General features: G+C 72.9%; 12 protein-coding genes. 10 read left to right on the top strand and 2 right to left on the bottom strand.

The window, feature by feature from the left end; all coding sequences use genetic code 11:
• Nucleotides 1-39 precede the first annotated feature (39 nt).
• Nucleotides 40-672 carry an alpha/beta fold hydrolase gene (locus CRP30_RS20955; RefSeq protein WP_159961838.1) on the top strand — a complete coding sequence of 211 codons (633 nt, stop codon included), beginning with the start codon at nt 40-42 and terminating at the stop codon, nt 670-672.
• Nucleotides 673-757: 85 nt separating this feature from the next.
• Here CRP30_RS20955 and CRP30_RS20950 read toward each other — a convergent pair whose 3' ends face one another.
• The gene (locus CRP30_RS20950) at nt 758-2,197 is read right to left on the bottom strand and encodes a xylulokinase (RefSeq protein ID WP_097185968.1); all 1,440 of its coding nucleotides are present in this window, start codon (nt 2,195-2,197) and stop codon (nt 758-760) included.
• Nucleotides 2,198-2,358: 161 nt separating this feature from the next.
• Here CRP30_RS20950 and CRP30_RS20945 point away from each other — a divergent pair, with 161 nt between their 5' ends.
• Together CRP30_RS20945 and xylA are read left to right on the top strand one after the other, a co-directional pair.
• Nucleotides 2,359-3,705 carry an ROK family transcriptional regulator gene (locus CRP30_RS20945; protein WP_097185967.1) on the top strand — a complete coding sequence of 449 codons (1,347 nt, stop codon included), beginning with the start codon at nt 2,359-2,361 and terminating at the stop codon, nt 3,703-3,705.
• A 53-nt stretch (nt 3,706-3,758) separates the two neighbouring features.
• Nucleotides 3,759-4,919 carry a xylose isomerase gene (gene xylA / locus CRP30_RS20940; RefSeq protein ID WP_097185966.1) on the top strand — a complete coding sequence of 387 codons (1,161 nt, stop codon included), beginning with the start codon at nt 3,759-3,761 and terminating at the stop codon, nt 4,917-4,919.
• 90 nt (nt 4,920-5,009) lie between these two features.
• On the opposite strand, the gene CRP30_RS20935 is transcribed toward xylA, so the two are convergent.
• The gene (locus CRP30_RS20935; protein WP_097185965.1) at nt 5,010-5,516 is read right to left on the bottom strand and encodes a hypothetical protein; all 507 of its coding nucleotides are present in this window, start codon (nt 5,514-5,516) and stop codon (nt 5,010-5,012) included.
• Nucleotides 5,517-5,680: 164 nt separating this feature from the next.
• On the opposite strand from CRP30_RS20935, the gene CRP30_RS20930 reads away from it, so the two are divergent.
• The 7 genes from CRP30_RS20930 (at nt 5,681) to CRP30_RS20900 (ending at nt 13,859) form a co-directional block, all read left to right on the top strand.
• A complete protein-coding gene (locus CRP30_RS20930; RefSeq protein WP_097185964.1) occupies nt 5,681-6,844 on the top strand; it encodes an ROK family protein in 1,164 nt (387 codons plus the stop codon).
• Between the two features lie 149 nt (nt 6,845-6,993).
• Complete coding sequence (locus tag CRP30_RS20925) at nt 6,994-8,592, top strand: sugar ABC transporter ATP-binding protein (protein ID WP_235003599.1); 1,599 nt, start codon at nt 6,994-6,996, stop codon at nt 8,590-8,592.
• Nucleotides 8,589-9,749, top strand: a complete 1,161-nt coding sequence (locus CRP30_RS20920; protein WP_097185963.1) for an ABC transporter permease — start codon at nt 8,589-8,591, stop codon at nt 9,747-9,749. The genes CRP30_RS20925 and CRP30_RS20920 overlap by 4 nt, the downstream gene beginning before the upstream one ends.
• Nucleotides 9,750-9,865: 116 nt before the next feature.
• Nucleotides 9,866-10,924 carry a substrate-binding domain-containing protein gene (locus CRP30_RS20915; RefSeq protein ID WP_097185962.1) on the top strand — a complete coding sequence of 353 codons (1,059 nt, stop codon included), beginning with the start codon at nt 9,866-9,868 and terminating at the stop codon, nt 10,922-10,924.
• 70 nt (nt 10,925-10,994) lie between these two features.
• Nucleotides 10,995-12,272, top strand: a complete 1,278-nt coding sequence (locus CRP30_RS20910) for a Gfo/Idh/MocA family protein (protein WP_097185961.1) — start codon at nt 10,995-10,997, stop codon at nt 12,270-12,272.
• Nucleotides 12,272-13,279, top strand: coding sequence for a sugar phosphate isomerase/epimerase family protein (locus CRP30_RS20905; protein ID WP_097185960.1), 1,008 nt, complete (start codon nt 12,272-12,274; stop codon nt 13,277-13,279). Before CRP30_RS20910 ends, CRP30_RS20905 begins: the two co-directional genes overlap by 1 nt.
• A 157-nt stretch (nt 13,280-13,436) precedes the next feature.
• Complete coding sequence (locus tag CRP30_RS20900; protein ID WP_159961836.1) at nt 13,437-13,859, top strand: YybH family protein; 423 nt, start codon at nt 13,437-13,439, stop codon at nt 13,857-13,859.
• Nucleotides 13,860-13,866: the final 7 nt, after the last annotated feature.

Genomic DNA, 13,866 nt, shown 5'->3' with positions numbered 1-13,866 from the left:
GTTCGCGCGCGGTGCTGCCGACAGGTAGAACCACCGCGGGTGACCCCCTGTTCCGCTCGCGCCGTCCTCGTGCCCGGTCTGGGCCTCGATGCGCGCTCCTCCCGGCGGCTCCGCCGGCTGCTCGCCGCCGACGTCGTCCTGCTCCCGGGCATGGGCCTGCCGCAGGCCGTGCCACCCCTGGAGGAGCTCGCCGACCGCTTGCTCGCGGCGCTGGGGGAGGGGCCGGTCGTGCTGGTCGGTCACTCGCAGAGCTGCCAGGTGGTGGCGGTCGCCGCGGCCCGGGACGCCCGGGTGGTCGGGCTCGTGCTGCTGGGACCGACGACGGATCCACGGCTGAGGTCACTGCGCGGGCTGGTCGCCTCCTGGCTGCGGACGGCGGTGCGCGAGCCGTGGTGGCAGGTGCCGCTGGTCCTCGCCCAGTGGTGGAGCACCGGGCCGCGGGCGATGGTGGCGCTCTGGCGGGTGGCGGCCGCCGACGACATCGACCGGCGGCTGCGCGACGTCGACGTGCCCGTCACCGTCGTCCGCGGCACCCGGGACCGCCTCTGCCGCCGCGACTGGGCCGCGCACCTCGCCGCCTCGGCGCCGAGAGGCCGCCTGGTCGAGCTCCCCGGGGCGGCGCACATGACCCCCCAGACGCACCCCGGCCAGGTGGCCGGCCTGCTGAGCTGAGGGAACGGCCCGGCAACGTGCTGGAACGGCCCCCTTGCAGGGGCCCGCCGCGAGCGTGCGAGCGGTGGGGGGCAAGGGGGTCCTCTTACTGACCGTCGGTGCGGCCGCGCACCTCCGCGTAGCGCTCCCGCACGGCCGGGGTGGGCGGCGTCTCGAACGCCTGCAGCCCCGGCTGCGCCCAGTCGGGCGGCGAGCCTGCACCGGAGAGAGTCCAGGCGGCCTGCCGCGCGGCGCCGTCGGCGACGTACTCACCCGGCGGCGGGACGAGCACGGGGCGGCCGAGGATGCCTGGTGCCAGCTGCTGGACGGCGGGGGAGCGGGCGGCGCCACCGATCAACAGCACGCGGTCGACCGCGACACCCTGCGCGACGACGGCCTCGATCCCGTCGGCGAGACCGCACAGCAGGCCTTCGACCGCTGCCCGTGCCAGGTGGGCCGGCGTCGCCGTGCGCAGCGTCAGGCCGTGGACCGCGCCGGTCGCGAGCGGGAGGTTCGGCGTCCGCTCGCCCTCGAGGTAGGGCACCAGCACCAGGCCGTCCGCACCCGAGGGCGCGGAGAGCGCGAGGTCGGACAGGGTGGCGTGGTCGACCCCGAGCATCGATGCGGCCGCGTCCAGGACGCGTGCCGCATTGAGCGTCGCGACCAGGGGCAGGTGGTTGCCCGTGGCGTCGGCGAACCCGGCGACCGTGCCGGTGACGTCGGCGACGGCGGTGGTGGTGACGGCGGAGACCACCCCGGACGTGCCGATCGAGACGATCACGTCGCCCGGGCGGGCCGCCAGCCCCAGTGCGGCGGCGGCGTTGTCGCCGGTGCCGGGTCCGAGCAGTGCCCCGTCGCCGAGCCGCCCGGTGCCGGCGAGCATGCCGACCTGCTCGGCCGGTCCGGCGACCCGCGGCACGGCCGGCCGGCGGCCACGCATCGCCAGCTCCAGCAGGTCGAAGCGGTACTCACCGGTGCGGGCCGACCAGTAGGCCGTGCCGCTGGCGTCGCCGCGGTCGGTGGCCAGCGTGCTCAGTTGCCGGTCGGCGGCCAGCCGCCAGGTGAGCCAGTCGTGGGGGAGGCAGACGGCGGCGGTGCGGTCGGCGTTGCCCGGCTCGGCATCGGCCAGCCAGCGGAGCTTGGTGCCGGTGAAGGAGGCCACCGGGACCAGCCCGACGGCGTCCGCCCACGCCTGGCGGCCGGCCACCTCGTCGCCGTTCCCGAGTTCGGTGATCAGGTCCGCGGCGGCTCCGGCGGAGCGCACGTCGTTCCAGAGCAGCGCGTCCCGGACGACTTCGCCGTCCTCGTCGAGGCACACCATGCCGTGCTGCTGGCCGCCGACGGACAGCGCCGCCACGTCGGCCAGCCCACCGGCCTCCTCGGCGGCGGCGGTGAAGGCGGCCTCCCACGCGCTCGGTGCCACCTCGGTGCCCGGCGGGTGCCGAGCGCGGCCGGACCGCACCAGCTCGCCGGTGTCGGCGTCCCGGATCACGATCTTGCAGGCCTGCGTCGAGGTGTCGACCCCGGCGACGAGGCGCGGGGTCATCGGAGGGTCGCCGGGAGAGACGTCACGAGCGGGACTGTAACCACGGGTGGGTGATGTCGGCGGAGGGACGCGACCCGGTGATGGCCTTCCCGCAGAGGTCCCGGTTGGATGACAGGGGCGTGCGACCTTGACCACACCGTGCCGACGTCACTAATTTGTTGATGCAACCGACAAATGATCGCGACGAGGCGATCGAGGGGGTGGGCACGGCTGTGTTCGAGGAACGCCGTCTGTACGACGGGGCCACCGTCCGCCGGCAGGCGCCCGCCGACCAGGCGACCGTCCGGCGCAGCAACCTCGGACTCGTCCTCCGGCATCTGCGCGACGCCGGCCCCCGGTCCCGCGCACGGATCGCACAGGACACCGGCCTGAACAAGGCGACGGTGTCGAGCCTGGTGGCCGAGCTGGCCGACCGTCGGCTGGTCACCGCAGGGGACGTCGACCGCGCCGGCTCGGTCGGCCGGCCGGGCCTGATCGTCCACCTCGACGGCCGGACCGTCTGCGGCATCGGCGTGGAGCTGAACGTCGACTACCTGGCGATCCTCGTCATCGACCTGCGCGGCGAGGTGATCCTCGAGGACCGCGTGGCGCTCGACGTCGACGAGCTGGGGCCGGAGCGCACCCTCGACGAGGTGGCCCGGCTGGTGTCCCAGGGGCTCGACGCGGCGAGCCGGCGCGGCGCCACCCCGGTCGGCCTCACCGTCGCGATCCCGGGTCTCGTGCGCAGCGGCGACGGCGTGGCCACCTACGCGCCCAACATCGGCTGGCACGACGTGCCGGTCCTCGACGGGCTTCGCGCGCGGGTCGACCTCGACTGTCCGATCCGGGTGGAGAACGACGCGAACCTGTCGGCGATCGCCGAGTGGGCCATGGGGCCCGAGGCCCGCACGCCGGACCTCGTCTACCTGACCGGTGAGGTCGGTGTCGGTGGCGGACTGATCGTGGAGGGCCGGCTGCTGCGCGGGGCCGGCGGGCTCTCCGGGGAGGTCGGGCACACGTCGCTCGGCGACCCCGAGCGCACCTGCGGATGCGGCCGTCGCGGCTGCTGGGAGACCGTCGTCGGACTGACCGCGCTGCTCACCGCTGCCGCCGACCCCGACGACCCGGTGCACGACCACGGCCGTGACCTGGAGACCCGCCTGGCCGAGCTGGCCGCCCGGGCCGACGCCGGCGACCGCCGCACCCTCGACGCGCTCGACCAGGTGGGCACCGCGCTGGGCAACGGGGCGGCGGTGCTCATCAACGTCTTCAACCCGCAGGTCGTGCTCCTGGGCGGCTACTTCGCCGTCCTCGGACGGTTCTTCACCGAGCCCATGGCCGCCGAGCTCCGCGAACGCGTGTTCGGACCCGACCTCGCCGGGGCACGCATCGTCCTGTCCACGCTCGGCTTCACCGCGGCCGTCCGTGGCGGCGCGCACGTCGCCCTGGAAGCCGTCTTCGACGACCCCACCCTCGTGCCCGTCAGCGGCGCCGAGGAGCTGAGCCCGGCCCCGGCCGCCCGCTCCTGAACCACCCCGTCTTCCCGCACCGACCATCGATCGACCCGGACGGAGAACTCCCCATGACCGACTACACCCCCACCAAGGACGACAAGTTCAGCTTCGGACTCTGGACCGTGGGCTGGCAGGGCGTCGACGTCTTCGGTGGCGCGATCCGCCCGCCGCTGGACCCGGTCGAGTCCGTGCACCGGCTCGCCGAGCTGGGCGCCGCCGCCGTCACCTTCCACGACGACGACCTGGTGCCCGACGACGCCACCCGCGAGGCCACCCTCGAGCGGTTCACGAAGGCGCTGGCCGAGACCGGCATGGCCGTCGAGATGGCGACGACGAACCTGTTCAGCGCCCCCGTGTTCAAGGACGGCGGCCTCACCGCCAACGACCGCACCGTGCGCCGCTACGCGATCGCCAAGGTGCTGCGGAACATCGACCTGGCCGCCGAGCTGGGCGCCAAGACCTACGTGCTCTGGGGCGGGCGCGAGGGCTCGGAGTCCGGCGGCACCAAGGACGTCCAGGCTGCCCTCGCCCGCTACAAGGAGGGCCTGGACGTCCTCTGCGGCTACGTGCGCGACAAGGGCTACGACATCCGGTTCGCGCTGGAGCCCAAGCCGAACGAGCCGCGCGGCGACATCCTGCTGCCGACGATCGGCCACGCCCTCGCCTTCATCAACGAGCTCGAGGAGCCCGACCGCGTCGGCCTCAACCCGGAGATCGGCCACGAGGAGATGGCGGGGCTGAACTTCGCCCAGGGCATCTCGCAGGCGCTGTGGCACGACAAGCTGTTCCACATCGACCTCAACGGCCAGCACGGGCCGCGCTTCGACCAGGACCTCCGCTTCGGCGCGGGCAACCTGCGCGGCGCCTTCTGGACCGTCGACGCCATGCTGGGCGCCGGCAGCGGCAAGGCCTACGACGGCTACGTGCACTTCGACTACAAGCCCCCGCGCACCGAGGACATCGAGGGCGTCTGGGAGACCGCGCGTGGCTGCATGCGCAACTACCTGATCCTGCGGGACAAGGTGCAGGCCTTCCGGGCCGACCCGGAGGTGGCCGAGGCGCTCGAGGCCGCACGCGTCGGCGAGCTCGCCACCCCCACGCTGGGCGAGGGCGAGTCGCTGGAGGACCTGCGCGCGGAGAAGTTCGACCCGGAGGCGCTGGGGGAGCGCGGGCTGCAGTTCGAGCGGCTCGACCAGCTCGCGATGGAGCACCTGCTCGGCGTCCGCTGAGTTCGCGGCCGGGGTGGGACGGCGGGTCGCCGTCCCACCCCGGCCGGCGCCGTTCCCGCTCGTCCGGAGCGCGGGGTGGGACGACGGCGCTCACCGCATCGAGCGGCGGACCTCCCGGGCGGCCTGCTTGGCCTGCTTCTTCGCCAGCTTGTTGGCCTTCTTCACGGTGACCCGGGGCTTGCGCTCGATGAGGCCGCGCGTCATCAGGCCGATGCCGATGCCGAGCAGCCAGCTGTCCTTGGCGATGGACAGGCCCTGCTCGGTGGGGGCCAGGCTGCCCGGCTTCCGCATGCCCGGCGTCTTCAGGTAGAGCCCGAGGAGCCCGCCCGAGAAGCCGGTCAGGGCGGCACCGGCGACGAACGTCGGGACGAACGGGGTGAGCAGGAGGGCGCCCAGGGCGATCTCCGACGTCGCCAGGCCCTTGGCGAACTGCTCCGGCGGGACCGACTTGAGGAAGGGGTAGGTGCCGGCCGCGAAGCCGTGCAGACCGGCCGCCGCCTCGGCGTCGGCTCCCCGCTTGCCGAGGCCGCTGTTGAGGATGAAGGCGCCGGCGGAAATCCGCGGAGCGATCTCGGACAGGGTGATGGGCAGGCCCATGGCGGTACCTCGTTCGTCATCGGGGATGGGGGACCGGCTGGTCGGTCGCTCCGGGGGTTGCCCATCGACCTGCCGGCCAACCGTCACCGGTCCGGCGACCCCGCACAGGTGAGTAGTGCTCAGGATCGTCCGGAGGGGGCCGCCCCGCGTGCCACTATGGCGCCGTGGCGCACACCTCTGCCTCGGCCGGCGCACTGCTGCGGCACGTGCGCACCGGTCGTGCGCGCAGTCGCGCCGAGCTGGTCGCGCTCACCGGCGCCTCGCGCAACACGGTCAGCGCGCGGGTCGACCAGCTGATCGCGGCCAACCTCCTGGAGGAGGGCGGGCGCGGGTGGAGCACCGGTGGGCGGCCCCCCACGATCCTGCGCTTCAACAGCCGCGCCGGGTGCGTGCTCGCCGTCGACCTGGGTGCCACCAGCGTCAACGTCGCGGTCACCGACCTGGCCGCCCGGATCCTCGCCACGGTGGGTCACCCGATCGACATCGCCGACGGTCCGGCCGTGGTCCTCGGCGAGGTCGACCGGCTGGCGCAGAAGGTGCTGGCCGAGGCGGGGCTCACGCCCGACGACGTGTGCGCCGTGGGCGTGGGCGTGCCCGGTCCGGTGGAGTTCTCGACCGGCCGTCCCTCGAACCCGCCGATCATGCCCGGCTGGCACGACCACCCGATCCCGAGCGCGTTCGGCCGGTACGGGTGCCCGGTCTACGTCGACAACGACGTGAACGTGATGGCGCTGGGCGAGATCGGTGTGCAGGGCTCGGTGCAGGACCTGCTCGTGGTCAAGGTGGGCACCGGTATCGGCTGCGGCGTCATCGTCGACGGTCGCGTGTACCGGGGGGCGCAGGGGAGCGCCGGGGACATCGGCCACATCTACGTGCAGCCGGCCGACGGGGGCACGGTGCTGTGCCGGTGCGGCAACGAGAACTGCCTCGAGGCGATCGCCGGGGGGAGCGCGCTGCTGCGCGACGCGAGGGCAGCGGGGCTGCCGGTCGCCAGCACGCGGGACGTCGTCGAGCTGGCCGCCCGCGGTGACGGAGTGGCGCTCGAACTGGTCCGCAACGCCGGCCGGACGATCGGCACGGTGCTCGCCGCACTGGTCAACTTCTTCAACCCGCACCGGATCGTCATGACCGGTGGCGTGGCCCAGGCCGGCGCTCCGCTCCTCGCCGGCATCCGGGAGGCGGTCTACCGGCGGTCGATGCCACTGGCCGCGCGGGCCCTGGAGATCACGGTGAGCGACGCGCCCGACCTGTCCGGTCGGATCGGTGCGGCCCTCATGGCGATCGACGAGTTCCTCGACGAGGACTCCGTGGAGGAGCTCGCCCGCTGAGGGTGCGAAGCCGTCGGCGCTTGCGCTTCCCCCGTTCGGTTGCGTTTCGGTAACCCTGCCCGGCTGTCTTGACCCCGGTGTGACGCCGGACATATGTTCTCGCCTCAACCGACTAATGATCAATGGTGAGCAAAAGTCCGGGTGGTGACGTGAACGACGAGCCGACAGGCCGTAGCGCGGCGGGGACGCCGCTGCTGGAGATGCACGGGATCGTCAAGACGTTCCCGGGCGTGCGGGCGCTCGGTGGCGTGGACCTCGACGTCCGCGCCGGCGAGGTGCACTGCCTGCTCGGCCAGAACGGAGCAGGCAAGTCGACCCTGATCAAGGTGCTGGCCGGGGCCCACCAGCCCGACGAGGGCACGATCACGTGGCGCGGCGAGCAGGTGTCGCTGTCCGACCCGCAGGCCGCCATGAGCCTGGGCATCGCGACGATCTACCAGGAGCTGGACCTCGTGCCCGGCCTGACCGTCGCCGACAACATCTTCCTCGGCCGCGAGACCGCGCGGTTCGGCATCACCCGGCCGGCCGCGGCGAACAGGACCGCCGCGCAGCTGCTCACCCGGCTCGGGCACCCCGAGATCCGGCCGACCGTCGAGGTCAGCGCGCTCTCGGCAGCCCAGCAGCAGATGGTCAGCATGGCGCGGGCGCTGTCGCAGGACGCGCAGCTGATCATCATGGACGAGCCGTCGGCCGTGCTGGACAACGAGGAGGTCGAGCGACTCTTCGGCGTCATCCGCGACCTCAGCGCCAACGACGTCGCCGTCGTCTACATCTCCCACCGGCTCGAGGAGATCCGTCAGGTCGGTGACCGGATCACCGTCCTCAAGGACGGGCGCACCGTCGCGACCGGGCTCCCGGCCCGGGACACCCCCACCCGCGAGGTCATCACGCTGATGACCGGCCGGACCATCGAGTACGTCTTCCCGGAGCGCCGGGTAGCCGCGCCGTCGACCACCGAGGCCCCGCTGCTGGAGGTCGAGGGTCTGGGCCTGGCCGGGCACTTCGACGGCGTGGACCTCTCGGTCCGTGCCGGCGAGATCGTCGGCCTGGCCGGCCTCGTCGGCTCCGGCCGCTCGGAGATCCTCGAGAGCATCTACGGCGCCCGCCGTCCGACCGCAGGCACGGTCCGCCTCGGCGGCAAGCGGCTGCGGGCCGGGGACGTCGGGTCCGCGGTGGCCGCCGGCATCGGCCTCGCGCCCGAGGAGCGCAAGAGCCAGGCGCTGCTGCTCGACGACTCGGTCTACCGCAACATCACCGTCTCGAGCCTGAGCCGTTTCGCCCGCGCCGGCTTCCTGTCCGGGGGCGCCGAGAGGGCGGCCGCCCGCGCCCAGACCGAGTCGCTGGACGTCCGCCCCGCCGACGTCACCCGCATCGTGCGGACGCTGTCGGGCGGCAACCAGCAGAAGGTCGTGCTGGCCCGCTGGCTGCTCCGCGACTGCCGGGTCCTGCTGCTGGACGAGCCCACGCGCGGCGTCGACGTCGGAGCCCGCTCGGAGATCTACGCGCTGGTCCGCACGCTGGCCGACCGCGGGGTGGCCGTCGTCATGGTCTCCAGCGAGATCCCGGAGGTGCTCGGGCTGGCCGACCGTGTCCTGGTGATCGCCGACGGGCGCGTCGTCGCCGAGGCCCCGGCCGACGACCTCGACGAGCACCGGGTGCTCGACCTGATCATGCAGGGCACCCCCCACGCGGGTGCACCGAGTGCCTCCGAATCGATGACCAGGCAGCACGAAGGGGACGTGGCATGAGCACGAACGCGACCGCGACGGAGGGCGCCACCACCGTGGCCGGCCCGGATCGAGCGGGCAGCGGGACGGGCAGCTTCATGTCCGGCCCGGTCGGCCGCAACCTCGGCCTGGTCATCGCCCTGGGGCTCCTCTGCCTGGTCGGCGTCGTCACCGCGGGCGACCGCTTCGCCGACATCAACAACGTGCTGACCATCCTGCGGCTCGCCTCGGTCATCGGCGTGGTGAGCGTCGGGATGACGTTCGTGATCATCGGCGGCGGCATCGACCTGTCCGTCGGCGCGCTCGTCGCGCTCTCCTCGATCTGGGCGACCACGCTGGCCACGCAGGCGCTGGCCGAGGACACCCACTGGATCATCATGGTGATCACCGCGATCCTGGTCGGCGCAGGAGCCGGGCTCGTCAACGGCGTCGTCATCGCCTACGGCAAGCTCGTCGCCTTCATCGCCACCCTGGCCATGCTCGTCTCCGCCCGCGGCCTGGCCGAGATCATCGCCAACCGGCGCACCCAGATCGTGCAGGACCGGGACTTCCTCGACTTCTTCTCCGGCGACGTCCTGGGCGTCCCGACCCTGGTCATCATGTGGGGCCTGGTGTCCCTGGCCGGCTGGGTCCTGCTCAACCGGACGACGTTCGGCCGGCGCACCTTCGCCGTCGGCGGCAACGCCGAGGCCGCCCGGCTGGCCGGCATCCGCGTGCAGCGGCACACCGTGCTGCTCTACGTGCTCTCCGGCGTCTGCTGCGGCATCGCCGGGGTGATGATGATGGCGCGGACGACGACCGGCAGCTCGACGCACGGGACGCTCTACGAGCTCCTCGCGATCGCCGCGGTGGTCATCGGCGGCACCCTGCTGATCGGTGGCCGCGGCACCATCGTCGGCACGGTGCTCGGCGTGCTGCTGCTCACCACGCTCGGCAACGTGTTCACGCTGAACAACCTGACGAGCTCGGCCCAGGCCGTCGCCCAGGGTCTGATCATCGTGCTCGCCGTCCTGCTGCAGATGCGGCTGGCCAGCGGCGGGGGGCGCGGCCGCAGGGTCACGTCGTCGCCGGCCGCCGGGTCGGGCGGCGGTCCGGGTGGCGTGACCAGCGGCGCGGGCAGCATGCCCGGATCTCCCGCCGGCGCCCGCCAGGGCGGCGCCGGCGAGCCCACGACCTGACCCGTACCCCGGGTCAGCACCACCCGGCGGGGCCGCCCGGCCTCCCGGTCGCACCACCGACAAGCAGTACGACCACCTGGCGACGGCGCCAGCGTGGCGAGAGCGAGGAGAGAACATTGTCTGCAACGAGGCAGCGCGGGTACCGCCGCGTCACGTCCACCGCGGTCGCGTTCATCGGCGCCGGCGTCCTTCTCGCCGGCTGCACGGGGAACACGCCGGAGTCCGAGTCGGGTGGCGGCGGCGGCGGCAACAACGCCGCCAGCGACAACGACGAAGAGGGCGAGACCGTCCGCATCGGCTTCTCCGCACCGGCGGCCGACCACGGCTGGATGGCCGGCATCACCGAGGCCGCGCGGGCGGCCGCCGAGGAGTACGGCGACGTCGAGCTCGTCGTCGCCGAGGGCACCAACGACGTCAGCACCCAGATCAGCCAGGTGGAGACGTTCATCAACGACGGCGTGGACGCGATCGTCCTGCTGCCGTTCGACGGCGCCGCGATGACCCCGGTGGCGCTGCAGGCGATGGAGGCCGGCATCCCGGTCATCAACGTCGACCGCGAGTTCGACAGCCCGTTCGCCGCCCGCGCCACCGTCCTGGGCGACAACTACGGGATGGGCGTCTCGGCCGGCACCTACGTCTGCGAGCAGCTGGATGGCCAGACCGGCGCGGTCGTCGCCGAGATCGCCGGCATCGACTCCCTGCCGCTGACCCAGGACCGCAGCCAGGGCTTCGCCGACGCGCTGGCCGACTGCGGCCTCGAGGTCAGCAACCGGGTCGCCGCGGACTTCACGGTCGAGGGTGGCGAGGAGGCGGCGGCCAACCTGCTCCAGGCCGCTCCGCAGATCGACGCCATCTGGAACCACGACGACGACCAGGGCGTGGGTGTCCTGGCCGCCATCGAGAACGCCGGCCGCGACGAGTTCTTCATGGTCGGCGGCGCCGGCTCGGCGAACGCGATGCGGGCGATCCAGGAGGGCGACTCGGTCCTCCAGGCGACCGTCATCTACCCGCACACCCAGGCGGCCGACGGTGTCCGGCTGGCCCGTCTGGTGGCGCAGGACAAGAGCTTCTCCGACCTGAACTCGCAGGGCGTGCCGCGCACGATCGTGCTCAACGCCCCGGTGGTCACCTCGGAGAACGTCGACGACTTCATCGACGCCGCGTTCGAGTCCTGACCGACTGATCCGGAGCCGCCGGGTGGGTGGACCCACCCGCCTGGCGGCTCCGCTCCACCCGGGAGCCACCATGACCCGCACGCCCGGCAAGACCCTCGGTGTCGGCCTGATCGGCTACGCCTTCATGGGCGCCGCCCACTCGCAGGCCTGGCGCACCGCCCCCCACTTCTTCGACCTCCCGTTGCGCCCGGAGCTGACCGTCCTCGCCGGCCGCAACCAGGCCGCCGTCACCGACGCCGCCGCCCGGCTGGGCTGGCAGAGCACGGAGACCGACTGGCGCCGGGTGCTCGAGCGCGACGACGTCGACCTCGTCGACGTCTGCACGCCCGGCGACACCCACGCCGAGATCGCCATCGCCGCCCTCGAGGCCGGCAAGCACGTGCTCTGCGAGAAGCCGCTGGCCAACTCCGTCGCCGAGGCCGAGGCGATGGCCGACGCCGCCGCGAAGGCCGCGACCCGCGGGGTCCGCTCGATGGTGGGCTTCACCTACCGCCGGGTGCCCGCCATCGGCCTGGCCCGTCAGCTCGTCGCCGACGGTCGGCTGGGGGAGATCCGGCACGTGCGGGCGCAGTACCTCCAGGACTGGATCGCCGACCCCGCCGCACCGATGTCCTGGCGGCTGGAGAAGGACAAGGCCGGCTCGGGTGCGCTCGGCGACATCGGCGCACACATCGTCGACCTGACGCAGTACATCACCGGCCAGGCGCTGGCCGGCGTCAGCGCGATGCTCGAGACGTTCGTGAAGGAGCGGCCGCTGCCCACCGAGACGGGCAAGCTCGGCGGGGTGGGCGGCGCGGAGACCGGCACCGTGACCGTCGACGACGCCGCCGTCTTCCTCGGCCGGTTCGCCGGCGGGGCGATCGGCGTCTTCGAGGCGACCCGGTTCGCGCTGGGTCGCAAGAACGCCATCCGGATCGAGATCAACGGGTCCGCGGGCAGCCTGGCCTTCGACTTCGAGGACATGAACGTCCTGCACTTCTTCGACGGCAGCGAGCCGGCCGGGACCGCGGGTTTCCGCCGGATCGTCGTCACCGAGCCCGAGCACCCCTACGTCGCCGCCTGGTGGCCGGCCGGTCACGGGCTGGGGTACGAGCACGGGTTCACCCACCAGGTCGTCGACCTGGTCACCGCGATCGCCGAGAACACCGACCCGGCGCCGTCGTTCGCCGACGGTCTGCAGGTGCAGCGCGTGCTCGACGCCGTCGAACGGAGCGCCGCCGACCGCTCCACCTGGACCGAGATCCCTGCGCCGCGAGATGAAGGACCTCGTCCTCCCCGCCACTCGCACGCTCGCGACGGTGCCCTGGACGAGGCCGCAGGAACAACCGAACGAAAGGACGTCTCCTGATGCCCCGTCCCGTCACCCTGTTCACCGGTCAGTGGGCCGACCTGCCGTTCGAGGAGATGTGCCGGCTGGCCTCCGGGTGGGGCTACGACGGTCTGGAGATCGCCTGCTGGGGCGACCACCTCGACGTCGAGCGCGCCGCGAACGACGACTCCTACGTGCAGGAGCGCCTCGAGATCCTGAAGCGGCACGACCTGCAGGTCTTCGCGATCTCCAACCACCTCAACGGTCAGGCCGTCTGCGACGACCCGATCGACGAGCGGCACCGCGGCATGGTGCACCCGCGCGTGTGGGGCGACGGCGACCCCGAGGGCGTGCGCCGGCGCGCGGCCGAGGAGATGAAGCTGACCGCGCGGGCGGCGGCGAAGCTGGGCGTGAAGACGGTCGTCGGGTTCACCGGGTCGAAGATCTGGAAGACCGTGGCGATGTTCCCGCCGGTGCCCGAGTCGATGATCGAGGACGGCTACCGCGACTTCGCCGACCGCTGGAACCCGATCCTCGACGTCTTCGACGAGGTCGGCGTCCGGTTCGCCCACGAGGTGCACCCGTCGGAGATCGCGTACGACTACTGGACGACGGTCCGCACGATGGAGGCGATCGGGCACCGCGAGGCGTTCGGGCTGAACTGGGACCCCAGCCACTTCGTGTGGCAGGACCTCGACCCGGTCTCGTTCATCTGGGACTTCAAGGACCGGATCTACCACGTCGACTGCAAGGACGCGAAGAAGCAGGTGGGCAACGGCCGCAACGGCCGGATGGGCTCGCACCTGCCCTGGGCCGACCCGCGGCGCGGCTGGGACTTCGTGTCCACGGGCCACGGCGACGTCCCGTGGGAGGCGTGCTTCCGGATGCTCAACACCATCGGCTACGACGGGCCGATCTCGGTGGAGTGGGAGGACGCCGGCATGGACCGGCTCGTCGGTGCGCCCGAGGCGCTGGAGTTCGTGCGCCGGCTGGCGTTCGACCCGCCGGCCGCCGCGTTCGACGCCGCCTTCTCCAGCGGCAACTGAGCTGCACCGGGGCGGGCGGGCTTCCGTCGCGCACCCGCTCCCGGTGCGTCATGGGTGTCGACTCGTCGTCAGGTCAACCGGCTGACATGACGACGAGTCGACACTCGACGAGGCATCTGCGGAACACTGCCCCCCACCCGCACCGATGGGGGACGCCGTGGATGCCGACGAGTTCCTGGCAGAGGTCCTGCACCTGATGGTCGACGAGGTCGTGGGCGTCCACGACGGGGACCCCACGGCGCGGATGGCGCTGTGGTCGCACGTCGAGCCGGTGACCCTCTTCGGCGCCGAGATGACCCGGCGCGGATGGGGCCAGTTGGAGCCGGCCTTCCGCTGGCTGGCGGGCACCTTCACCGGCAGCGGCTCCTGCGAGTACGAGGTCCTGTCCGCCGGATCGAGCGGGGATCTCGGGTACGTCGTCGCCATCGAGCACTCGGTCGCGTCGCGGCGCGGGGCCCCGGCGCGGAAGTACGCGTTGCGCGTGACCACCCTCTTCCGGCGCGAGGGCGGTGAGTGGAAGGTCGTCCACCGGCACGGCGACGGCTACGGCGAGTCGAACGCCCTGCCGTCGGACGGGTGACCGTCGG

This window comes from Blastococcus haudaquaticus (genome assembly GCF_900230285.1).
GTDB lineage: Bacteria > Actinomycetota > Actinomycetes > Mycobacteriales > Geodermatophilaceae > Blastococcus_B > Blastococcus_B haudaquaticus.
The sequence above is the reverse complement of the archived record's forward strand: the minus strand, read 5'-3'. Positions and strand labels throughout refer to the sequence as shown.